This is a genomic window from Terriglobus roseus DSM 18391 (assembly GCF_000265425.1).
GTDB lineage: Bacteria > Acidobacteriota > Terriglobia > Terriglobales > Acidobacteriaceae > Terriglobus > Terriglobus roseus.
Genome location: NC_018014.1, coordinates 4,434,271 through 4,457,597, shown reverse-complemented (window position 1 = coordinate 4,457,597; position 23,327 = coordinate 4,434,271). Strand labels below are relative to the sequence as shown.

17 protein-coding genes are annotated in these 23,327 nt (G+C 61.2%); 11 read left to right on the top strand and 6 right to left on the bottom strand.

What is annotated here, in order from left to right:
• Window positions 1–81: 81 nt before the first annotated feature.
• Both TERRO_RS18415 and TERRO_RS18410 read left to right on the top strand, forming a co-directional pair.
• Complete coding sequence (locus tag TERRO_RS18415) at window positions 82–900, top strand: 3-keto-disaccharide hydrolase (RefSeq protein ID WP_041592709.1); 819 nt, start codon at window positions 82–84, stop codon at window positions 898–900.
• A 656-nt stretch (window positions 901–1,556) separates the two neighbouring features.
• Window positions 1,557–2,399, top strand: a complete 843-nt coding sequence (locus TERRO_RS18410) for a hypothetical protein (RefSeq protein WP_157178437.1) — start codon at window positions 1,557–1,559, stop codon at window positions 2,397–2,399.
• A 241-nt stretch (window positions 2,400–2,640) separates the two neighbouring features.
• Here the strand turns inward: TERRO_RS18410 and TERRO_RS18405 are convergent, their stop codons facing one another.
• From TERRO_RS18405 to TERRO_RS18390, 4 genes are all read right to left on the bottom strand, one after another.
• The gene (locus tag TERRO_RS18405) at window positions 2,641–5,055 is read right to left on the bottom strand and encodes a phosphoketolase family protein (protein ID WP_014787218.1); all 2,415 of its coding nucleotides are present in this window, start codon (window positions 5,053–5,055) and stop codon (window positions 2,641–2,643) included.
• A gap of 48 nt (window positions 5,056–5,103) precedes the next feature.
• Window positions 5,104–6,282 (bottom strand): acetate/propionate family kinase, encoded by a 1,179-nt coding sequence (locus TERRO_RS18400; protein WP_014787217.1) that lies wholly within the window; start codon window positions 6,280–6,282, stop codon window positions 5,104–5,106.
• Between the two features lie 208 nt (window positions 6,283–6,490).
• Window positions 6,491–7,504: an SDR family oxidoreductase gene (locus TERRO_RS18395; RefSeq protein ID WP_014787216.1), complete on the bottom strand. Its 1,014-nt coding sequence runs from the start codon at window positions 7,502–7,504 to the stop codon at window positions 6,491–6,493.
• 236 nt (window positions 7,505–7,740) lie between these two features.
• On the bottom strand, window positions 7,741–9,816 hold the full coding sequence (locus tag TERRO_RS18390) for a S9 family peptidase (protein ID WP_014787215.1): 2,076 nt from the start codon (window positions 9,814–9,816) through the stop codon (window positions 7,741–7,743).
• A 178-nt stretch (window positions 9,817–9,994) separates the two neighbouring features.
• Here TERRO_RS18390 and TERRO_RS18385 point away from each other — a divergent pair, with 178 nt between their 5' ends.
• The 8 genes from TERRO_RS18385 (at window position 9,995) to TERRO_RS18350 (ending at window position 17,942) form a co-directional block, all read left to right on the top strand.
• Window positions 9,995–10,687, top strand: coding sequence for an alpha/beta fold hydrolase (locus TERRO_RS18385; protein ID WP_014787214.1), 693 nt, complete (start codon window positions 9,995–9,997; stop codon window positions 10,685–10,687).
• A 618-nt stretch (window positions 10,688–11,305) separates the two neighbouring features.
• Entirely contained in the window at window positions 11,306–11,689 is a 384-nt protein-coding gene (gene rpsL / locus TERRO_RS18380) for a 30S ribosomal protein S12 (protein WP_014787212.1), read from the top strand.
• 117 nt (window positions 11,690–11,806) lie between these two features.
• Window positions 11,807–12,277, top strand: coding sequence for a 30S ribosomal protein S7 (rpsG, locus tag TERRO_RS18375; RefSeq protein ID WP_014787211.1), 471 nt, complete (start codon window positions 11,807–11,809; stop codon window positions 12,275–12,277).
• Window positions 12,278–12,406: 129 nt separating this feature from the next.
• Window positions 12,407–14,500 (top strand): elongation factor G, encoded by a 2,094-nt coding sequence (gene fusA, locus TERRO_RS18370; RefSeq protein WP_014787210.1) that lies wholly within the window; start codon window positions 12,407–12,409, stop codon window positions 14,498–14,500.
• A 167-nt stretch (window positions 14,501–14,667) separates the two neighbouring features.
• A complete protein-coding gene (gene tuf / locus TERRO_RS18365) occupies window positions 14,668–15,855 on the top strand; it encodes an elongation factor Tu (protein ID WP_014784803.1) in 1,188 nt (395 codons plus the stop codon).
• 156 nt (window positions 15,856–16,011) lie between these two features.
• Window positions 16,012–16,371, top strand: a complete 360-nt coding sequence (locus TERRO_RS18360; RefSeq protein ID WP_014787209.1) for an ArsR/SmtB family transcription factor — start codon at window positions 16,012–16,014, stop codon at window positions 16,369–16,371.
• On the top strand, window positions 16,368–16,880 hold the full coding sequence (locus TERRO_RS18355; RefSeq protein ID WP_014787208.1) for an SRPBCC family protein: 513 nt from the start codon (window positions 16,368–16,370) through the stop codon (window positions 16,878–16,880). Before TERRO_RS18360 ends, TERRO_RS18355 begins: the two co-directional genes overlap by 4 nt.
• Before the next feature lie 186 nt (window positions 16,881–17,066).
• On the top strand, window positions 17,067–17,942 hold the full coding sequence (locus TERRO_RS18350; RefSeq protein WP_014787207.1) for a glycoside hydrolase domain-containing protein: 876 nt from the start codon (window positions 17,067–17,069) through the stop codon (window positions 17,940–17,942).
• Window positions 17,943–18,064: 122 nt separating this feature from the next.
• Here TERRO_RS18350 and TERRO_RS18345 read toward each other — a convergent pair whose 3' ends face one another.
• Window positions 18,065–19,771 carry a peptide-N4-asparagine amidase gene (locus TERRO_RS18345; RefSeq protein ID WP_014787206.1) on the bottom strand — a complete coding sequence of 569 codons (1,707 nt, stop codon included), beginning with the start codon at window positions 19,769–19,771 and terminating at the stop codon, window positions 18,065–18,067.
• A gap of 172 nt (window positions 19,772–19,943) precedes the next feature.
• On the opposite strand from TERRO_RS18345, the gene TERRO_RS18340 reads away from it, so the two are divergent.
• On the top strand, window positions 19,944–20,891 hold the full coding sequence (locus tag TERRO_RS18340) for a glycerophosphodiester phosphodiesterase family protein (RefSeq protein ID WP_014787205.1): 948 nt from the start codon (window positions 19,944–19,946) through the stop codon (window positions 20,889–20,891).
• A 26-nt stretch (window positions 20,892–20,917) separates the two neighbouring features.
• Here the strand turns inward: TERRO_RS18340 and TERRO_RS18335 are convergent, their stop codons facing one another.
• Window positions 20,918–23,074 (bottom strand): right-handed parallel beta-helix repeat-containing protein, encoded by a 2,157-nt coding sequence (locus tag TERRO_RS18335; protein WP_014787204.1) that lies wholly within the window; start codon window positions 23,072–23,074, stop codon window positions 20,918–20,920.
• Window positions 23,075–23,327 lie beyond the last annotated feature (253 nt).

The window sequence follows — 23,327 nt, the reverse complement described above, 5'->3', positions numbered from 1 at the left end:
CACCAAATTTCCCTGGCTGGAGGGGTGGTGCGGACATAGGACATGCAAAGTGTTGGGTGGGCGGTATATTCTTCCCGCACTATGGTGCGTGCTAATTTTTCGTCTCTGATCGTCCTGGCTGCCGTTGCAGCTGCTCCTTTTGCTGCCTTTGCGCAGCAGGCTCCCGCCGCCGCCGGCCCCAAGCATGAGGATACGGAGTTCTACCAGCCGGTTCCTCCGGTGGTGACGCCCGCCGCGACGGTAGGTACGGCTCCGTCGGATGCCGTGAAGCTGTTCGATGGCAAGGATCTGTCGGAGTGGGTGGCGGTGAAGGATGGTTCGCCCGCGGACTGGACTGTGGCCGATGGCATCATGACCGTGAAGAAGGGCGGCGTGGGCAACATCGAGACCAAGCAGAGGTTCAAGGACTATCAGTTGCACCTGGAGTGGCGTATCCCTGCGAGCATTACGGGCGAGAGCCAGGGTCGCGGCAACAGCGGCCTGTTCCTGGCGTCGACGGGTAAGGGCGATGCGGGCTATGAGCTGCAGATCCTGGACAGCTACAACAACCCGACCTACACGAACGGCATGCTGGGCAGCATTTACAAGCAGACGGCACCCCTGGCGAACGCTGCGCGCAAGCCAGGTGAGTGGCAGACGTATGACGTGGTGTGGACTGCGCCGCGTTTCAATGCGGATGGCACGGTGCTGAAGCCGGCGTATGTGACGGTGTTTGAGAATGGCGTGCTGGTGGAGAACCACTTCGAGTTGAAGGGCGAGACACTGTACGTGGGCAAGCCGGTCTACAAGGCGTACGACATGGCTCCGATCAAGCTGCAGGCGCATGGCGATAAGAGCGAGCCGCTGAGCTTTCGGAATATCTGGATTCGTCCGGTGCAGGAGATTGGGCCGAGCCACTAAGACTGTTGGTTTTGCGTGCGAGGCCCCCTTGTTGGGGGCCTTTTGCGTTTGCGGCCGTTCGGAATTTAGCGCGGGCCTACAGCCCGCAGAGCTGTGGTTGGGCCGTGACCCAGGGCTTTGCCCTGCGCTGGGATAGCGCGCACCTTTGGTGCGCTTGGTGCTCCGGGTGTTCCGGGTGGGTTGAACGCGCGGGTGCTCTCGGTGCGCTGGTGCGCTGTGAGTACTTGCGCTTGGTCGCGACATCGGCGACTGCTTCTGCGAACCCACTCATGACGATGAAGCCGTCATGAATGGGGCACCCGGCGTGCGAGGCCCCCTTGTTTGGGGGGCTTTTGCGTTTGCGATCGTTCGGGATTTAGCGCGGGCCTACAGCCCGCAGATCGGTTGTTGTGCCGTGACCCAGGGCTTTGCCCTGGGCTGGGATAGCGCGCACCTTTGGTGCGCTTGGTGGGCTGGGTGCTCCGGGTGGGTTGGACGCGCGGGTGCGCTGGGTGCGCTTGGTGGGCTGTGTGCGGTGCCGGGGCTTCTTTGCGCTGGAAAGAGTTTTCGCGTGGCTTCCAAATGGCTGCAAGGAGTGCGCGAAGCGTTTTTGGCTGTCACAACCTTTCCAGGGCGTTTCATGCTCCGATGCCAGTGTGGTCTGGTAGAAGGAAGCGATGACGATGATCTGCACTCCCCGGCAGCATGTGGCCCGAAGCGTAAGCGTTCCGTCGATTGCAACGATGTTTTCCGGCCTGGTGTTTGCTGCGTCGGTGTGTGTTGCGCAGGTGCCTGCGGCAATCAGTGCGATGGCGGCCAACGAGGTTGCGTCGCGGCAGCATGCCGGGCACTTTGCGTACACGGCCGAGGAGCGGTCAGACCGCACGGGAGGCCACCTGTGGCGGGAGCATGTGGTGGAGGTGGGCGACGGCATGCTGCGGCGGCTGGTCGCGGTCGATGGAAATCCGCTGACGGCGCAGCAGGCTGCTGCCGAGGAGCAGCGACTGCAGGCGCTGGTGGCGAATCCTGAGGAGTATCGTCGGCAGGGCCAGGCTCACAAGGATGATGAACTGCACGCGGCGCGGTTGCTGCAGTTATTGCCGCGGGCTTTTTTGATTACGTCCGAGGGGATGCAGGGCGATTGCCGGGTCTTCCGCTTTGTGCCCGATCCGAAGTTTCAGCCATCGACGTATGAAGAGCGTGTCGGTGCGGCGATGGCCGGTACGGTGTCGGTGATGGAGCCGGCGGAGCGGCTGTGCACGCTGCAGGCGACGATCTCGCACCCGGTTACGTTTGGATTTGGGCTAATCGGGAAGGTGGAGCAGGGCGGGAACTTTCGACTGGAGCGTGCGCCGGTGAAGGGCGCCGAGTGGAAGACTCGGTCGATGAGCGTGCATATGGGTGGGAAGATCTTGATGTTGAAGTCGCTGACGAAGCAGCAGGAGACGGTTCGGACGGAGATTCGGCCTTTGGGGGATACGTTAACGTTGCCGCAGGGGGCGGGGCTTTTATTGCCTTAGGGTTTTGTAGGGGCAGAGGCGTTTGGGGCCGTGGAGGTTCGCGCTTCGCGCAAACGGGGTTGGAATGTTGGCATGCCGGTAGGGGATTGTCGGTGGGGCTTACATGCAGATCCCTCCGCTTCGCTACGGGATGACAAGCTTCTTGGGGGAGTTGATCTCGCTATCCATCCATAGAGAGAACCGCCGCTACGCGATTGCGTTGCGGCGGTTTTCTATTGCGCGGCTTGTCTGCGACCGGATGTTACTTCGGTGGCATGGAGCTCCAGGTCCAGTTGCGGAGGGCTGGTGCGTCGATGCCGTTGGCGTGGGCGTAGTTTACGCATTCGATGATCTGGTCCTGCAGCCACTGCTTGGTGTGCGAGGCGGAGGCTTGCAGCTTTGGTACGCGGTCGATGACGTCGATGGCGAGGTTGAAGCGGTCGACCTGGTTGAGGATGGCGAGCTCGAGCGGTGTGTTGATGTTGCCTTTTTCCTTGTAGCCGCGGACGTGGAAGTTGTCGTGGTTTTTGCGGCGATAAGTGAGCTTGTGGATGAGCGAGGCGTAGGCGTGGAAGTTGAAGATGACGGGCTTATCGATGGTGAAGAGGCTGTCGAATTCACGTTCGGAGAGGCCGTGCGGGTGTTCGCGTTCCGGCATGAGGCGGAAGAGGTCGACGACGTTGACGAAGCGGATCTTCAGGTCAGGGCAGCGCTCGCGCAGGATGGCTACGGCTGCGAGTGATTCGGAGGTGGGTATGTCGCCGGCGCAGGCGATTACGGCGTCGGGTTCGATGCCGTCGTCGTTGCTGGCGAACTCCCAGATGCCGATGCCCTTGGTGCAGTGGTCGATGGCCTGCGGCATGGTGAGGTACTGCAGGTGTTCGGCCTTGTCGGCGACGATGACGTTGATGTAATCGGTGCTGCGCAGGCAATGGTCGGCGACGCTGAGGAGGCAGTTGGCGTCTGGCGGGAGATAGATGCGCGTGACTTCCGGACTCTTGTTGGTGACGATGTCGAGGAAGCCGGGATCCTGGTGGGTGAAGCCGTTGTGATCCTGCCGCCAGACGAGCGATGTGATGAGCAGGTTGATGGAGGAGATGGGCGTGCGCCAGCGGAGTTCGAGCTTGGATTTTTCGAGCCACTTGGCGTGCTGGTTGAACATGGAATCGATGATGTGGACGAAGGCTTCGTAGGTGGAGAAGAAGCCGTGGCGGCCGGTGAGGACGTAGCCTTCAAACCATCCTTCGAGTGTGTGTTCGCTGAGCATTTCCATGACGCGGCCGCTGGTGGAGAGGTCGCCGCCGTCGGCGTCCTGGGGCAGCAGGGCGGCCATCCATGTCTTGCCGTGGCTGCCTTCGTAGATTGCCTGAAGTTTGTTGGAGGCTGTCTCATCCGGGCCGAAGACGCGGAAGCTGGTCATGTTGCGGCGCATGACGTCGCAGAGGAAGTGCGCGAGGGTATTGGTCGAAGAGAGCAATGTCTTGCCGGGCCGGTCGACCTTGACGGCGTAGTCGGCGAAGTTGGGCAGGTCGAGCGGCTTACGCAGCTTGCCGCCGTTGGCGTGCGGGTTGGCGGTGATGCGGCGGTCGCCGACGGGGGCCATGGCTTTGAGTTCGGGGATGAGTGCGCCGCCCTGGTCAAAGAGCTCTTCGGGACGGTAGCTGCGCATCCAGTCTTCGACCAGCTTGAGGTGTGCGGGGTTGGTGACGGGATCGAGCACGGGCATCTGGTGGGCGCGCCATGAGCCTTCGAGCTTGTGGCCGTCGATTTCCTTGGGGCAGGTCCAGCCCTTGGGCGAGCGGAGGATGATCAAGGGCCAGCGTGGGCGCTCGACGGGTGTGCCGGGGGCTGCGGTACGGGCCCTGGTCTGGATGGCGCGGATCTGGTTGATGCAGTGTTCGGTGACCTGCGCCATCAACGGGTGCATGAGGGCGGGATCCTCGCCTTCGACGATGTAGGGATCCCAGCCGTAGCCGCGGAAGAGCTGCTCCAGCTCTTCTGGTGTTATGCGGGCGAGGATGGTCGGATTGGCGATCTTGTAGCCGTTGAGGTGAAGGATGGGGAGGACCGCGCCGTCGTGCACGGGGTTCAGGAATTTGTTGGAGTGCCAGGAGGTGGCGAGAGGGCCGGTCTCTGCTTCGCCGTCGCCGACGACTACGGCCGCGATGAGGTCGGGGTTGTCGAAGACTGCGCCGAAGGCGTGCGAGACGCTGTAGCCCAGTTCGCCGCCTTCGTGGATGGAGCCGGGTGTCTCCGGGGTGCAGTGGCTGCCGATGCCGCCGGGGAAGGAGAACTGCTTGAAGAACTTCTGCAGGCCTTCGATGTTCTCGCTCTTATCGGGGTAGACCTCGGAGTAGACGCCCTCGAGATAGCTGTTGGAGAGGGTCGCGGGTGCGCCGTGGCCGGGGCCCGAGAGGTAGATCAGGTTGAGATCGTACTTCTTGATGAGGCGGTTGAGGTGGACCCATGCGAAGGTCTGGCCCGGGTCAGAGCCCCAGTGGCCGAGCAGGCGGTTCTTGATGTGTTCGGGCTTGAGCGGCTCGCGCAGCAGGGGATTGGCGACGAGGTAGAGCATGCCGACGCAGAGGTAGTTGCAGGCGCGCCAGTAGGCGTCGATCTTGCGGTGTTCTTCTGCGGAGAGTACGTCGGCGGCGGGAATGATTTCCATGGAGCTCATGCGATTGGGCCTCGTGCGATGCCCGGACCGCGGCACCGGATGGTCGTTCTATGCGTTTGCCGAGACGATGCGTTTCACGTGCAGGGCGATGACAAGATCTTCCTGGGCGGTAACGGCGTAGACCGCCGTCCTGGAGTGTGGTGCGTTGATACGGCGAATGCCCGTACCCTGTGTCGCATTGTGCGATGAATCGAGCGAGACTTCTGTGTCCTGCATCACTTCGGAGCGAGTGGCGGCGTCGTGCTCGCCTATGCCGCCGGTAAAGACGATGGCGTCGAGGCCTCCCATGAGCCAGGCGAAGCCGCCGATTGCCTTGCGGATGCTGCGGGTGAAGACCTTGATGGCGAGGAGTGAGGCTTCGTCGCCGTTGGTGGCCGCTTCGCGCACGGCTTTCATGTCGTTTGCGAGGCCGGTGAGAGCGACCATACCAGCGCGGTGATTCAACATCTGTTCCACTTTGCTCGCTGCATCGGTGGCGGTCTCCTGGCGTAGCAGGTAGAGCATGAGGCCGGGGTCGAGGTCGCCGGGGCGTGTGCCCATGACGATGCCGCCGGTTGGAGTAAAGCCCATGGTGGTGTCGATGGATTGGCCGTCGAGGACTGCGGTGACGCTGCAGCCGCTGCCGAGGTGGGCGATGACGATGCGGTGCGGGAGTTGGCCTGTCTGCTGGAGCTGGCGGACGACGGATTCGCAACTTAGGCCGTGGAAGCCGTAGCGCTTGATGCCGCGATCGCGCAGGTCTTTGGGAATGGGGTAAGTGCTGGCTTCAGGCGGCATCGTCTGGTGGAAGACAGTGTCGAAGCATGCGACGTGCGGCACGGCGGGCAATCGCTGCATGGTTTCGCGGATGATGGCGATGGCTTCGGGATCGTGCAAGGGGGCGAAGTCGGCTGCGGCTTCGAGCTCTTTGAGGAGGGCGTCGGTGATAAGTGCGTGGTCGTGGAGGTGTGGACCGGGATGGACGACGCGGTAGCCGACGGCTTCGATGGTGCCGGCGGCTGCCTTCTCGACGGCGTCGAGGACGATGGCGATGGTTTCCGCGTGGGTGCCGGCGCCTGGCACGGAGTGTTCTTGTTTGGGGTGGGAGAGCGTGAGTTTCGCTTTCGGCTCGGCCATGTTGCTGAGTTCGCCGTCGAGCAGGAGTTTCGGTTCAGCCTGGCCGTCGGTGACGTGGAAGAGCGAGAACTTGATCGAGGACGATCCGCCGTTGAGGACCAGTACGTTCATGCTCACCTTGGCATGAGCTTACTCCCGGGTGATCTGGCGTCTGTGAATGCTCCGAGTCATTGGCAGAGAAAAGGGCTTCAGTCGCCGAGATGCTCATCTCGGCGGCTGAAGCCGCTCTTACGTAGTACCTGTTTCTATCCCGGCGGCTGAAGCCGCTCTTACCTGGCAGCTGTATCTATCCCGGCGGCTAAAGCCGCTTTGGTGAGTTTCACGGCTGGCCGCCGCCGCCGCTTGCGCCGTAGATGTTGCCGTTGGTGTAGCTGGCGTCGTTGGAGGCGAGCTGGACGTAGATGCTGGCGAGTTCAGCCGGCTGGCCGGCGCGGCCGAGCGGGTAGTCTCCGCCGAAGTTGATGAGCTTCTTCTGGGTGGCGCCGCCGGATACCTGCAGCGGTGTCCAGATGGGGCCGGGTGCGACGCCGTTGACGCGGATGCCCTTGGGGCCGAGCTGCTTGGCGAGCGACTTGATGTAGTTCATGGTCGCGGCCTTGGTCTGGGCGTAGTCGTAGAGGTTGGGAGAGGGATCGTAGGCCTGCTCGGAGGTGGTGCCGATGATGGAGGCGCCGGGCTTGAGGTGCGGCAGCGCTGCCTTGATGATCCAGAAGGGCGCGTAGATGTTGGTCTTCATCGTGGCGTCGAAGGCTTCGCTGGTGAGTTGCAGAAGATCTTCGCACTGCTGCTGACGGCCGGCGTTGGAGACGACGATATCGAGGCCGCCGAGTTCGGCGACGGCTTTGGCAACGAGGGACTTGCAGTAGCTCTCTTCGCGGAGGTCGCCGGGGATGGCGACGGCCTTACGGCCCTCTGCCTTGATCAGTGCGATGACCTCCTGTGCGTCGGGTTCTTCGGTTGGGTAGTAGCTGATGGCGACGTCAGCGCCTTCGCGGGCGTAGGCGATGGCTGCGGCGCGGCCCATGCCGGAGTCGCCGCCGGTGATGAGTGCCTTACGGCCTGCGAGGCGGCCGGAGCCCTTGTAGCTGGTCTCGCCGTGGTCGGGGCGCGGTGTCATCTTGCTAGCGAGGCCGGGCCAAGGCTGCGTCTGGCCGGGGTAGGGCGGCCTGGGGTACTTGGTGGTGGGATCGACGAAGGGTGCGACGGTGGGACCGCCCTTGGTCTGGGCCTGCGCTGCGGCGGGCATAGCGCCGGTCAGCGCGGCGCCTGCGATGCCTGCGCCCAGATTGGTGACGACTTTGCGGCGCGAGATGGGGTTCTTGCTGGAACTCATTGCTTGTGTCTCCAAGTAACTGTTGAGCGGGCAGCCGGAATAGGCTGGGCTCTTGTTGAGATGGAGGGTTTCAAAACGAGGGGCGTTGCACTCCGCCGGTGTCTGAGAGACGCCATGCCGGATAGCAGTCACAGCAATTTTTGTGCGGTTTCCTGGGATTCGCTTCCTGTGAAGCTGCGTGAACAGGAAAGGCCCGGCAGAATTCGCCGGGCCTTTCCTGCTTTGTTGTGGAGCGCTTACTTCATGTTGTCTTCGAACCATGCCACGGTGCGGGCGGTGCGGTCGGCGGAGTGGGCGGGGTTGCTGAAGCCGTGGCCTTCGTTGGGGTAGACGACGAGTTCGGTCTTCTTGCCGAGTGCGCGGAGTGCGTGCCACATCTCGTAGCTTTGCGGTGCCGGGCATTCGCCGTCGCGGTCGCCGACGAGGATGAGTTCGGGTGTGGTGACTTTGTTGATGAAGTTGATGGCGGAGGACTTGGCGTAGACGGCCGGATCGTCATAGACGGTGGCGCCGAAGAAGGGCACCATCCACTGGTCGATGGAGTTTTCGCCGTAGTAGCTCTGCCAGTTGCTGATGCCGGCGCCTGCGACGGCGGCGCGGAAACGGTTGGTCTGAGTGATGGCGAACATGCTCATGAAGCCGCCGTAGCTCCAGCCGGTGAGACCGAGGCGCTTGTCGTCGATGCTGTACTTCATTTCGGCGGTGTCGACGCCCTTGAGGATGTCGCGGAGATCGCCGTAGCCGAAGTCCTTGCGGTTGGCCTGGACGAAGGCTTCGCCCTGACCGTAGGAGCCGCGGGGGTTGGGCGAGAGGACGAAGTAGCCGAGATGGGCGTAGAGTCCGTTGCCACCGCCTGCGTTGCCGGGGCCGACCTCAGACGATGGGCCGCCGTGGACGCTGACGATCATGGGGTACTTCTTGTTGGCGTCGTAGTTTTCGGGCAGTGTGAGCCAGCCCTGAACGTGGAAGCCTTCGTTTTCCCACTCGAGTGAGACGGTCTTGCTGGCGGCGCCGGTGGCGTGTTCGTTGATCTGGGTGACGGCGCGGAGGCCGCGCGGGTCGCCTGCGTAGACCTCGGCTGCCTTGTCCGGACCTGCCGAGACGAAGGCGACCATCTTGGCGGAGGGCGAGAAGGAGAAGGAGAGTGAGGCGCGGCCGCTGCTGATGGACTGTGGCGCGGTCCATCCTTCGAGCAGTTCCTTGCCGTTGGTGCCGAGGACGCTCAGGTGCGATTTGCCGGGCTGATCTTCCGAGAAGGCGATGTGGTCGTTGTCGGCCCAGGCGATGTAGACGGGTGTGGACTTGCGGCCGGTGGTCAGGTCCTGCAGGCCGCTGCCGTCGGAGCCCATGAGGTAGATGTCGCCGCCGGTGGAGCCCTGGTCGGACATGAGGCCGCCGATGAAGGCGATGTTGCGGCCGTCGGGCGAGTAGCGGGGGACGGCGATCTGAAGGCCGTGCAGCGAGCCGCCTGCGGTTACGGGGTTCAGGATGGACTTGGCGCTGGCCGGATCGCCCGTGGCGACGGTGTACATCTGCGCGATCCACCAGGTGTTTTCGCCGGGCGGGTTGGCGGCGACGAAGGCCATGTGCTTCGAGTCGGGCGCCCAGTCGAACTCATAGGCGTGCAGGGTTTTGGGTGTGACGACGCTGATCTCGCCGGATTTGGCGTTGGCAGCGGCGACCCACTGGATCTCAACGCCGTCCTGGCCGATGACGCCGGCGGGCGGCTTCATGGCGGCGAGTGCGCCGGCGGAGCGCGTGGCGTTTTCAACGTAGAGGAAGCCGATGGAGGAGCCGTCGGGCGACCATGCGGGTGAGGTCAGCGTGCCCTTGATGTGGGTGAGCTGGGAGACCTTGCCTGCGCTGTTTCGTAGGTAGATCTGCGGCTGGTGGTCGGCGCAGGTGCCGACGAAGGCGAGGGTTGCGCCGTCGGGCGACCAGCGGGGCAGGCTGCTGAAGCAGCCGTCGCCTGCGGAGATGGCCGGTTCGGACGGGCTGGGCGAGAGTGCCGGGCTGATGTGGAGCTGCATGCCGCCACCGCGGCGAGCGCCAGCGACCGGTTCATTGGCGACCATCCAGGCGATCTTCTTGCCGTCCGGCGAGAGTTCTACGGCGCCGATGGAGCGGACGGGTGTTCCTGTGCCCTGCGATGCCTCGTATTGCGCGATGCGCGGGTCGGGATTGGCGAAGAACTTCATCTCGGGTGTGAAGACATTCGTTGTGTCCGATCCGGGCCGCTGGGCCGTGGCATTCGGAGCGACGAGTAGGCTGGCAGCCAGTGTGGCCGTGGAGGCAAGTACAGGAAAGCGCATGGGGAAAGGCTAGCAGGGAAGGGAAGGCGGGAGGCAAGACAATTTAGGACGCATAGCCGGTCAACGTCCGTGGGCTTTTCTTTGCGGCACGATGGAAGTGAACGGCTTCATAGCGCGCGAGGAATCGAAGGGCGGGCGAGGTTTGGAGTGGTGCATCCAACAAGGCAGGGGAGGGTGAATGACACCGATTGTTCTTGTGCCTGGATTGTTGTGTTCTGCGGAGGTTTTTGGATCGCAGGTGGAGGCGTTGTGGCCTTACGGCCCGGTTACCGTTGCGTCGACGCTGACTGGAAAGACCATGGGCGAGATTGCGGCGTCGATTCTGGAGAATGCTCCGCCGCGTTTTGCGCTTGCCGGTATTTCGATGGGCGGTTACCTAAGCTTCGAGATCCTGCGGCAGGCTCCGGAGCGCGTGATGAAGCTGGCGCTGCTGGATACGTCTGCGCGGCCGGATACGCCGGAGCAGACGGCGAATCGGCGGGCGATCCTGGCTCGCACGGAGAGTGAGGACTTTCAGACGCTGGCCGCCGGGGTGGCCATGGCGATCTTTCATCCGGACCGTCAGAACGACCAGCGACTTCGGGAGGTGTCGGAACGGATGATTGCTGCGGTTGGTCTGGAGGGTTTCAAGCGGCAGACGGAGGCGATTATCGAGAGACCGGACAGCGTGCCGGGACTGGCGGCGATCCAGGTGCCGACCCTGGTGCTGGTGGGGGATGGCGATGCTCTGACGCCGGTGGAGCGCGCGCAGGAGATGGCTTTGGCGATTCCGGGTGCTCGCCTGGTGATCGTGAAGGACTGTGGACACGGATCGACGTTGGAGCAACCGGAGGCGGTGAATCGGGCTTTGATCGGGTGGATTACGGGGTAGATCATTGCAGGCTTCAGGATTCGAGCGGCGGGTAAGCGGCAGATAGTACAGGGCTGTTGAGGAATACTGCCGTCACCACTCACAGTGTTGGCGGCGCTTACGGGCACCCCGAACAGACGACATTCGCCCTGAAAAGCGAATCGCCTTCGGGGAGATGAAGTCCCCGAAGGCGCATTTCATTGTGAGAGGTGGATGATGCCCAAAGAACCTGGGCTTCGCCTGTCTGTTTCTGCGTCAGAGAAGGTAATTCTGGCGCTGATTGGACTTGCGTTGCTCATTCTGAAGCACTTCCTGAGGTGAGTCGATCACCTCAAAACCCCGGGCGGACGCCAATCCGCTCGGGCCTGAGTACAATTTCAGTTGGAGTGGGATTGGTTGTCAACAGATTTCGCGCCGTTCGTTGACGCTCCAGCGGTGAATTGCTACAGTAGAAGGGTTCCGAGGTTTCCGTCCCGTGGTGCGTGTAGGTTGCGACTGCGAGGGCTGGAGGGGTTTGCAGGTGCTTTTTTCGGCGCCGCAGCCCGTCAGAGAAAGCCTGAGATCGCCACTCCTGACAGTGCGCGGTTCAAGCAGACACCCAAAGTTCAGCAGTTTAGACAAGAGTTTCAGGGAGTTACCGTGCCTACGTTTCATCAGCTTGTGAAGAAGGGCCGCACTGCGCCGAACTACAAGACGGCCAGCCCGGCATTGCAGGGATCGCCACAGCGGCGTGGTGTTTGCACCCGTGTGTATACCCAGACACCGAAGAAGCCGAACTCGGCGCTCCGTAAGGTTGCGCGTGTTCGTCTGACGAACGGTATCGAAGTGACCAGCTACATCCCGGGCGAAGGCCACAACCTGCAGGAGCACTCGATCGTCCTTATTCGTGGCGGTCGTGTGAAGGATCTGCCGGGTGTGCGTTACCACATCGTTCGCGGAACGCTTGACTCTGTTGGCGTTGCGAAGCGCAAGCAGAGCCGCAGCAAGTACGGCGCAAAGCGTCCGAAGGCTGTCGCGAAGTAGTTTTGAGATTCAAGGAATTCCGGCAGCGGGTGGATTGAGTTCTGCCCGCTGCTTTGAACCACAGGTCCAGATGCTTGAGAGGTCTACGGCGCTGGAGGAAGAAGAAGAGAGAGAAAGATGCCACGTAAAGGTCATATCGCCAAGCGCGAGGTAGCTCCGGATCCGGTGTACGGTTCGCAGCTCGTTACAAAGTTTGTCAACAGCATGATGTGGGGCGGCAAGAAGTCGACCGCACAGAAGATCTTCTACGAGTCCATGACGAACCTGGAAGCAAAGGGTGGCGACGAGGCTCTGAAGCTTTTCAAGAAGGCTGTTGAGAACGTCAAGCCTCTTCTGGAAGTGAAGTCCCGCCGTGTTGGTGGTGCGAACTACCAGGTGCCGATCGAAGTGAACCCGGAGCGCCGCACCTCGCTGGCAATCCGCTGGCTCGTGTCGTACGGCCGTTCGCGCGGCGAGAAGGGCATGGTCGACAAGTTGACGGCCGAGCTGCTGGACGCTGCCAATGGCCGCGGCGCCGCGATGAAGAAGAAGGAAGACGTGCACCGCATGGCTGAGGCCAACAAGGCCTTCGCTCACTACCGCTGGTAGGCGCTGCGCACTCTCGCGAGTAACTCAATGTAGTTTGGTCAAGCAAATCAGGAGTAAGTCAGGCGGTCTGGCTTACTCCTGAATCTGCGAAGGACACCGGAAGTTAGTTCCGGAGAAGAAGAACACAACGTGGCACGCACTATCACACTCGACAAATGCCGCAACATCGGCATCATGGCCCACATCGACGCCGGTAAGACGACGACGACCGAGCGCATTCTGTTCTACACCGGCGTGAATCACCGCATTGGTGAAGTTCACGAAGGCACTGCCACCATGGACTGGATGGAGCAGGAGCAGGAGCGCGGTATTACCATCACGTCCGCTGCGACGACCTGCACGTGGAACAACTACCGCGTCAACATCATCGATACGCCCGGCCACGTGGACTTCACGGCCGAGGTGGAGCGCTCGCTGCGCGTGCTGGACGGCGCCGTGGCTTGCTTCGATGCCGTTGCCGGTGTGCAGCCGCAGTCTGAGACCGTGTGGCGCCAGGCTACCAAGTACAAGGTTCCGCGTATCTGCTTCATCAACAAGATGGACAAGAACGGCGGCGACGCTGAGTACGCAACGGGCACCATCCGTGAGCGTCTTGGTGCGAATGCTGTCCTGATCCAGCTTGCGATCGGCGCTGAGGCGAAGTTTGCCGGCGTGGTCGACCTGGTCGAGATGAAGGCCATCCTGTGGCACGACGAGACCATGGGCGCGAAGTATGACGTGGAAGAGATTCCCGCCAATCTTCTGGACAAGGCGAAGGAGTTCCGTCAGCACCTGATCGAGGCCGTTGCGGACTCGGACGACGCGCTGATGGAGAAGTATCTGGAAGGCGAAGAGCCGACGGTTGCCGAACTGAAGAACGCGATCCGCAAGGCGACCATCGCCATGAAGATCTTCCCGGTTCTGATGGGTTCGTCGTTCAAGAACAAGGGCGTTCAGACGCTGCTGGATGCGGTTGTCGACTACCTGCCCAGCCCGCTGGACATCCCGCCGATGATCGGTCACGATCCGGAAGATGCTGAAGTCGAGATCATCCGCAAGCCGGAAGATACCGAGCCGTTCTCCGCACTTGGTTTCAAGATCATGACGGATCCTTTCGTCGGTCAGTTGATCTTCATCCGTGTGTATTCGGGTGTGTTGAAGACGGGCGACTCCGTTCTGAATCCGCGTACCCGCAAGACGGAGCGCATTGGCCGTCTGCTGAAGATGCACGCGAACAAGCGCGAAGAGATCACGGAGATTCTGGCCGGCGATATCTGCGCCGCTGTGGGCCTGAAGAACCTTGTGACGGGCGATACGATCTGCACCGACAAGGCGCCGATCGTGCTCGAGTCCATCGACTTCCCGGAGCCGGTTATCGAAGTTGCCGTTGAGCCGAAGACCAAGGCCGATCAGGAGAAGATGGGCATGGCGCTGGCCAAGCTTGCGCAGGAAGATCCTACCTTCCGCGTTCGCACGGACATCACTAATGGCCAGACGATCATCTCGGGCATGGGCGAGCTTCACCTGGAAATCATCGTCGACCGCATGATGCGTGAGCACAAGGTTGAGGCGAACGTCGGTAAGCCGCAGGTGAACTACCGCGAGACGATCCGCAGCAACTCGGAGGCTGAGGGTAAGTACATCCGTCAGTCGGGTGGTTCGGGTAACTACGGTCACGCTAAGATCCGCATTTCGCCGAACGAAGTGGGCAAGGGCTACGAGTTCACGAACGACACCAAGGGCGGCGCGATTCCGAAGGAATACGTCAAACCGATCGACCAGGGCATTCAGGAAGCCATGGCCGGTGGTGTGCTCGCTGGCTTCGAGATGGTGGACGTGAAGGTCTCCCTGTACGACGGCAGCTATCATGACGTCGACTCGAACGAAATGGCATTCAAGATCGCCGGATCGATGGCGTTCAAGGAAGCTGCTCGCAAGGCAAAGCCTGTCCTGTTGGAGCCGGTGATGTCGGTCGAAGTGACCGTTCCGGAAGACTACATGGGCACGGTTATTGGTGACCTCAACTCCCGCCGCGGTCGTATCGAAGGCATGGAGATGGTCGGCGGCGTTCAGGCGATCAAGGCAACGGTGCCGCTGAGCACGATGTTCGGCTACGCGACCAACCTGCGTGGATCCACACAGGGCCGCGGTAACTTCTCGATGCAGTTCAAGCAGTACGAGGAGACGCCGCGCATGGTTTCGGAAGAGATCATCGCGAAGGCACAGGGCCGCGATACCCGCTAGGTGTCGGCAGTACATCGTTCTGTGGGCCGGGCTTTGTGCCCGGCCTTCAGAACCTGATTTGAAGAGGGGGCACAGCTTTGCTGTGCCACTTCTGCGTAAGCTTCACGCGGCGTACGCCGTACGGGTTTAGCTTCAGAACTTCGCCGTAAGGCAAGAGGAGAAACATCATGGGTAAGGAAAAGTTCGACCGGTCCAAGCCGCACGTTAACGTGGGCACGATTGGTCACATCGATCACGGCAAGACGACGCTGACGGCTGCGATCACGAAGGTTCTTTCCAAGCACAACCCGAAGAACTCTTTCCGTTCGTTCGACACGATTGACAACGCACCGGAAGAGCGCGAGCGCGGTATTACGATCGCGACGTCGCACGTTGAGTATGAGACGGCGAACCGTCACTATGCTCACGTTGACTGCCCGGGCCACGCCGATTACATCAAGAACATGATCACGGGCGCAGCGCAGATGGACGGTGCCATTCTCGTAGTGGCGGCCACCGACGGCCCGATGCCCCAGACGAAGGAGCACGTTCTGCTCGCTCGCCAGGTTGGCGTGCCGTACATCGTTGTGTTCCTGAACAAGTGCGATGCGGTTGAAGACGAAGAACTGATCGACCTGGTCGAGATGGAAGTTCGCGAGCTGCTCAGCAAGTACGACTTCCCTGGCGATGACGTTCCCGTCATCCGTGGTTCGGCGCTTGGCGCACTGAACGGCGAAGCCCAGTGGGAAGCGAAGATCGACGAGCTGATGGACGCTGTCGACAAGAACGTTCCGCAGCCTGACCGCCTGGTCGACCTGCCGTTCCTGATGCCGATCGAAGATATCTTCTCGATCTCGGGTCGTGGCACGGTTGTTACCGGCCGTATCGAGCGTGGCAAGATCAAGGTCGGCGAGCCGGCACAGATCGTTGGCTTCCGCGACACGCAGAACACGACCGTTACCGGCGTGGAGATGTTCAAGAAGCAGCTGGACGAGGGTCTTGCTGGTGATAACGCGGGTCTGTTGCTCCGCGGTACCGCCAAGGACGACGTTGAGCGCGGCATGGTTCTTGCCAAGCCGGGTTCGATCACGCCGCACACCACCTTCAAGGGCGAGATCTACGTCCTGAGCAAGGAAGAGGGCGGCCGTCACACCCCGTTCTTCGACGGCTACCGTCCCCAGTTCTACTTCCGCACCACTGACGTGACCGGATCGGCGAAGCTGCCGGCTGGCACGGAGATGGTGATGCCGGGCGACAACATCGCTCTGGAGATCACGCTGCACACGCCCGTCGCCATGGAAAAGGGCCTCCGCTTCGCCATCCGCGAAGGCGGTCGTACCGTCGGCGCTGGCACCATCTCCGAGATCATCAAGTAGGCACTTCGTGCCGTTCTCGACGTCGCTCGCGCGACGTGTTCAAGGACGGAAATGAAGGCTTAGGCGGGACTCAGAAGCAATAACAGAAAGGGCCGTAGCGAAAGCTGCGGCCCTTTCTGCTGCTCGTCGTTAAACGACGAAAAACCGTCTTGACAGATGGAAGAAACCCACTACCATATGGTTGTGGATAGATTGGGTACGACATTCGCGGCTTTGTCTGATCCGACTCGACGGGCGATGGTCGAGCGGCTCTCGCAGGGGCCTGCTTCTATTCATCACCTGACGGAACCATTTTCGTTGTCGCAGCAGATGATCTCGAAACATATTGCGTACCTGGTGCGGGCGCGCATTGTGATGAAGACGAAGCGTGGGCGCGAGAGTGTGTGCACACTTCGTCCTGAGGCGATCAAGACAGTCAGCGATTGGGCCATTTCCTATCGCAGATTCTGGGAAGAGAGTTTCGACAAGCTGGATGTGGTTGTGAAGCAAATGAAAGAGACGGAGGGGAAGAGATGATGACGAAAGACGCGGTTAGCGAGACAGAGCGGATGGTTGTCACACGAGTGTTCGACGCTCCACGGGAAGTGGTCTGGAAGGCGTGGACTGACCCCAAGTACGCGATGCAGTGGTGGGGGCCGAAGGGCTTTACGACGCCGGTTTACGAGATGGATTTTCGAGTGGGCGGCAAGTTCCTGATCTGCATGAAGTCGCCGGACGGGCAGGAGTTTTGGAATGGTGGGGAATATCGCGAGATTGTTCCCAACGAGAAGATTGTCTTGTCGATGTACTTTGCCGATTCGCAGGGGAACAAGGTCGAGCCTGAGCACTACGGCATGGAGCACGAGGCGATCGAGGATGCCAACGACGTGATTACGTTTGAGGATCTGGGGAACGGTAAGACCAAGCTCACGCTCATTGGAAACGAGAGCATGGAGACTGCGAAGACGAGTGGCCAGGTCGAGGGCTGGAACCAGATCCTCGATAAGTTCGCTGCCGTCGTTGCCGAGCTAGGGCAGGCGGTGTAAGCGCCTACGCTTGACGAGAAAGTTCGTGCAACAGTAAGGGCCGCAGTTCGCTGCGGCCTTTGCTTTTGCGGAACTGCTTTTGCGCTGCGTTGCTGAGCAAGATCCAGACTCGCCTATCATTCTTGGAGCGAGCGCCAGACGCGACCCATTTCGATCGTAGGGCGGCGTTCGCAACGAGGAGTTTGCATGTTCAAGCGCAGCCTGGTCCACCGCTTCACGCCAATGCTCTTTGCGGGATGGCTTGCATGCTGCTCCGTTGCACAGGCCCACGCCCAGATGGGTTCTTCTGAAAAGCCGGCGGGTAGTTTTCTGGGGCTCGACCGAAACCTGTACCCGGGCGACCAGGTCCTGCCGACGATCGCGAAGCGCTTTGCTTTTGTTGGCTACTGGCTCAACAACCCGCCGGGCATGCAGTCGAACGGCTGGCAGGGAAAGCGGACGCTGATCAAGTCGCAGAATCTGGGTTTCCTGGTTTTGTGGAACGGTCGCCTTGATAAGGAGATCCTGGCCAAGGCGAAGCGCGGTACTTCTGCTGTTGCACTCGGCAAGGCCGACGCTCACGACGCGATACAGGCGGCATTACGGGAGGGATTCCCTTCGGGGGCAACGCTGTTCCTTGATCAGGAAGAGGGTGGCCGTCTGCTCGCGGAGCAAGCGGATTACCTCTTTGCGTGGACAGAGGCCGTTAGCGCCGGAGGCTTCCGTGCGGGGGCTTATGTGAGCGGCCAGCCGGTTTCGGACGGACCGGGTAAGACCATTACGACGGCACAGAATGTTCGCGAGGTGGTGGCGGCGAAGCATCTCCATCCGATTGCGCTGTTCGTCGCTCAGGACAGCTGTCCGCCTTCGAACGGATGCACGGTGACGCCACCGCCTATGGCTGCGAGTGGAACACCAGGAGCGATTGCCTGGCAGTATTCCCAGAGTCCTCGCCGGCCTGCCATAACGCGGGCCTGCATGAAGACCTACGCGAGTGACGGCAACTGTTACGTGCCGGAGTTGCCGGGGATGCTGCTTGACCTGGACGTTGCAGCGGAACGCGATCCGTCGCATGGTCGCTAGAGTTCCGCGACCACGAGGGTTCTACTGCATTCATGCGCGACTCGCGTTTTGTTCGAGTGCGGCACGAAGTGGAAAGCCCCATGCCGGTCTCCGACATGGGGCTTTCTCATTGTTGCGTTGGATCAGCGTTTCACCGGGCAGCCTGCACCATCGGTGACATTGGTGACGGCGCGGGCTGTGGAGGTTACCTGGCGGCTGAAGCACTTACCGAGTGTGTCTTCTGCCTTGTAAGTGGCCGAGGCGCTGGTTGGTGTTGCTGAGACGAGCGCACCGGCTGCGCTGTAGTTGAGCGTGTCGGTTGTGTGTACTACCTCGTTCCGGCTGCTGCCGAAGATGGGCAGGCCGTTGATGGACTTCGTCTCGGTCTCAACGTCTTTCTGATCGCTCGTGACTACCTGCGCCGAGGTGCCGTCGTTGTTGACGGTGTAGGCATAGTTGAGCGTCAGCGGGAACGAGATCTGCTTGTCCGTTGTCTCCTTCAGGAAGCCCAACTGGCTAGTCGTTTTGCTGCTGACCGTGCTGGTCTGCACGGCGTTCTGGATGTCGTTGGTGCCAACGTTGAAGGTCTGTGCGCTGTTGAAGTTGACCTTCTGCTCGACGGTGGTTTCGACGCGACCGAGAGCGCTGTTGACGTAGCCCTTGACGGTGAAGGTGCGTGCGGAGTCGACGGTGACGGTACCTGTTGTGGTGCCGGAGGCGTCTGTTGTGAGTTTCTCAACGACCAGCGGCGTGGGTGCAAGGCTGAGTGTGTTTTCAAGCAGACCGCCGCCTGTCTGCGCGCGGAAGGGATCGGTGTAGAGCAGTAGGTTTGCCGTGGCAAGGAAGTAGCTGGTGGCGTTGTAGACGCTAACGCCCACGGTGTGCGGTGCGCCGTCGCTGAGCACGCCGGCGAAGGGAGTGAGGTCTACGCGGTAGGGCTTGAAGTTGAGCGTTTGGACGCCGACGATGGGCTCCCAGAGATACGGATCGATGCCGCCGGTATAAATCCATGGATAGACGGGAGCGACGCCCGCAGGCTTGCCGTCGATGGTGATTTCAGTTTCACGGAAGGCGGTGCTGGGGCAGCTCTGGAGCTTGGCTGCGACGTCGTTCGGGGCGCACAGGTACCAGAACTCGTCGCTGGACTGGCTTTGCGCGATGACGTCCAGGTAGGCCTTAACGGTGTTGCGCGGAGCGACCACCGAGGTGGTGAGCTGCGAGCTGGTGGTGTCGAGTTCGTATGGGCTGTTGGTGCCACTGACCGGGATGACGACGTCCGGAACGACCGCGGGTGGATTCCTGAAGTCGGCAGGATAGAAGAGCAATTTCGCCGTGCCGTAGATGATGCCGGTGTAGGTGCTGTCGACCACGTTGTAGACGATGGCCTGTCCCGACTGCGAAGTCTTCAAGAGAGCCGAGAGGTCTGTTACATCGCGCTCGACGTGCCAGGACGGGCTCAGAGCCGCGCGCGGTTCGGCCGTGGTGCCGTAGAAGATGTTGGCGTTGCCGAGGTAGAGCGAAGCAGTGCGGTCGAACTGGCGGCCGGCGGTGACGGTGAAGTCGACGGTGAGGACGACCTTCGCCCAGTGGCCGCGGCAACCGGTGGGCGGTGCATAGGTAAGTGGCTTGGCGCTGTAGTCCTTGAAGACCTGATTGTCGAAGAGTGTGACGGTGCAGGGCGCGGAGGTAGGCCGTGTTACTGGCGGCTCTGCCGTGGCAGGGTTTGAGGATCCGACGACGGGTTTGGTGTCGACTGTGACTACCTGTGCGGCGGCCGTGACGGCGAACGTCAGAGACGCTGCAAGGACGCAGCGCTGCAAAGAGAGAGGGCGGCACAAGATGCGGGGCATGACAGCTCCAAGGGGGAATTGGTGGGTGCCCCATCCTAACCGAGGTACCTGGTCCGTTTTCAGCTGGTGGCGTAGGTTGGCATGTTGCCAGATTTACCGCCTCCGCGCCTGTCTTCACGCGTTTGTCTTTGAACTTGACGCGGCTTTCATGTGGTCCGCGTAGATGTAAGTCATGCCCAAGAAAGTGTCTTCGCTCTTCGTATTTGCATGTCTCTTCTTCGTTACCCTGTCCGGTCTTGGTGAAACCATTCTGATTCATGCGCACCGTGGTGGTCGTGCGGCGCGGCCGGAGAATACGCTGCCTGCGTTTGAGTATGCGATCAAGAATGGCGCGGACGTGCTGGAGCTTGATCTGGCAGTGACGAAGGATAACGTGCTGGTGGTGTCGCACTTTCCTTACCTGACACCGCCGGTGACTGACGATGCCTTCATGAAGTCCGTCCTGGCGAATGAACGGCAGTGTGTGGGGCCGGTGGTTGCGCCGGGTACTTTGATTCACTCGCTGACGCTGGCGCAGCTAAAGCAGTATGACTGCGGATCGAGGACGCTCAAGGCATTCCCGCAGCAGGTGGCGGTGCCGCATACGACGATCCCGACCTTTGATGAGGTGCTGGACCTGGCTCCGCAGGGTACGTTCGATTTCAATGTCGAGACGAAGATCTCGCCACTGCATCCGGAGTACACGCCTACGCCGGAGGAGTTCGTGCGGATGATCGATGCTGCGGTGCGGAAGCATAAGTTACAGTCGCGCGTGATCCTGCAGAGCTTCGATTTCCGCACGCTGGTTGCGATGAAGAAGATCGATCCGGAGATCCGGTTGTCGGCGTTGTTTGGGATGGCGAAGTATGACTCGCTGATGGGAATCAAGGATTCGAACAAGGACTTTCCGCATATCGCGGAGGTATCGGGCGCGGGCATTCTGAGTCCGGATGATTCGCTGGTGACGCCGGAGTCGGTGGCTGCTGCGCACAAGGCTGGATTGCAAGTGGCGCCGTACACGATCAACACAGCGGAAGGCTGGAAGCGCATGGCCGACGCGCATGTGGACGCCATCATTACGGATGATCCAGCGGGTCTGTTGCAGTGGTTGCGAGCGCAGACTCCTGCGCTGCATCCCTAGTAGAAGCATGTGGGCAAGACGGTGCGTTACTTCATCGTGATGCCGGCGGGAATAAAGCTTTCACCCTTGAGATAGGCGCCGAGGTGAACCGGGGTACGGTGCTCGATGGTGATTGTCTGTTCGGTCTTTTCTCCGGGCTTGAGGGAGAAGGGAATCTCCGGTGGCGTTACGATTCTGGCATCTGCTCCGGGTTCGATCCAGAGGGCAAACGCGCCGGACTGCGTGCTGCGTCCCTGGTTCTCGATGGTCAACTTTGCCTGCGTCGGACTGACCCCTGTCAGCCGGCGCGTGACCAGGGGCGTATCGATGTCGAGGCCCATGCCTTTTACCCAGTCGGGGTTCCACACGGCCTTCTCGGTGTGGACCTGATTGCCGGAGGAGTCCATGTTCTTTTCGGTCAGCTTGTCCCGGTAGTCGACCCACAGCCTGCACCAGCACTCGTTGTCGTGAATGGCGTTTCCGGTGGGGAGACCTGGCGTCTGGTTGAGAAAGCGTGGGAGTTGGGGGTACCGGCTGCGCCATGGTTCTTCGTTGTAGGGCATTGCCTTCAGGCGGTTGAGGAGAGCGGGGTTGGTGCCGTCGAAGTAGGCTTTTTGCCAGCCCATGCCCCGTGCGTCAAAGTGGATGCCGATGTCGTCGTCAACGAAGCGGTTCTTTTCGAGGACGTTGTCGTTGCCACCGCCGATCTTGACGCCGCGAGCGGCTCCGCGAATGACATTGCCTGTCACGAGCGACCCGCTGGATTCGTCGTCGAGATAGACGGCGTTGACGTCTCCGAGACCGAGGTTGTGGAAGTAATTGCCGCGCACGGTGTTGCCGCGTTCGGTGGTGTCTGCGCCGATGTAATAAGCGCCCACGTCGCCTGACTCCATCGCGACGGTATGGACGTCGTTGTTCTCGATCTGGTGCTCGTTGCCGTGCACCCAGATGGCGAAGTGTGGAGCGTGGTCGATCGTGTTGCCGACGACGCGATTACCCACGCCCGACACGTTGACGGCGGGTGTGTAGGTGCGCGACCAGCGGCCGTAGTCGTGGATGTGATTGCGTGCTGCAAGGTGTGCGGCGGCGGTGAGCGTCTTGCGGTCTCCGCCATCGAGGACGATGCCGCCATCGCCGGTTGCGCGAACCTCTGAGTCTTCTACGGAGTCGTTTGCTCCGCCTCGAATGACCACGCCTGCGTTGCCGGTATTGGCGATGGTGCAGTGCGCAATGCGGTTGTGGTTGCCGTCATGGATGACGATGCCATCGGCGCGTGTCAGTTCGAAATCGAGATCGCGGAACTCCACGTAGGACGAGCCTTCGATGCTGACCAGCGGCCTGTCGAGTAAGGAGACCTCTGTCGTTCCCGAGGGGAGGGGAGACGGCGGCCAGAAGTACAACGCGCCCGCTGTGCGATCCAGATACCACTCGCCCGGCTCGTCCAGTTCTTCCAGGACGTTCACCACCTGCCAGCGCTGCCCGGCGCGGTAGGTATAGGTGGGATTAGGCGCTGCGGTGTCGATGAGATGGTGCGCCGTGTCGATCGCGGCGATGCGTTCGTAGTGATCGGCCCAGTCGTAGTACCAGTAGCCGTGCACCCATGCATCGGGTGCGTTGACCCACCGCGCTGCGCGGTCGCCCTGGTAGGCAAACTGGTTCGGCGCTTTGTCTTTCGTGGCTGCGCCGGTGTAGGCCCAGCCCGTGTTTGGCCAGCGTGCCAGCGTCATCGGCTTGCCGTTGAAGAAGAGTTCCAGTGCTGCGAGGTTCGGCCGGCCCATGCCGCGCGATAGGAGATCTCCGTAGCTGGTGATGCCTTGTGCCCGTAGATCGGCGCGCAGGATCTCTCCGCTCCACTTCTTGAATTTGCTGACCGTCGCGCCGCCAACAATGCGTGCTTTCTCTCCGGGCATGACGCGATAGACCACGGGCATGGCTGCGGTCCCGCTGTCTGCTGAGGTGAGGGCGAACGTTGTTGTTCTGCGGTAGTCGCCAGCGCGCAACCAGATGGTGATGGGGGCGTCATGCTTAGCTGCTCGTGCTGCGTCTCTTGCGCGTTCGAGTGAGGCGAAGGGCCGCGCCTTTGTGCCGGGATTCGTGTCCGCGCCCTTTGGAGAGACATAAAAGTCGTCACCCCGCATGGGTGTTGCGTAAGAGAGTGCCAGGAGGACGAGAACTACAACGGACCGCACATACTTCAGGATCAAGGGAATGCCCCCGTAGGCACAGGTGTCACCTATGACTACGCTCTGAGAGATCTTTTTCGTTAGCAGAAACCGTAGCCCTGCGGCGCAGGGTTTGGCAACGGGAACCTAGGGCGTGAGGACCGTCGGCCCAGCTTTTCGGCCTGAAACGTCTGCACCGTCGCGCCATTTAGTGCCGGGTGTGGCACCGTAGATGGGCACTTAGTAACGGTTTTCCCGGTTTTTGCATCGGATACTCCCCATTTTGGCGTGGGCG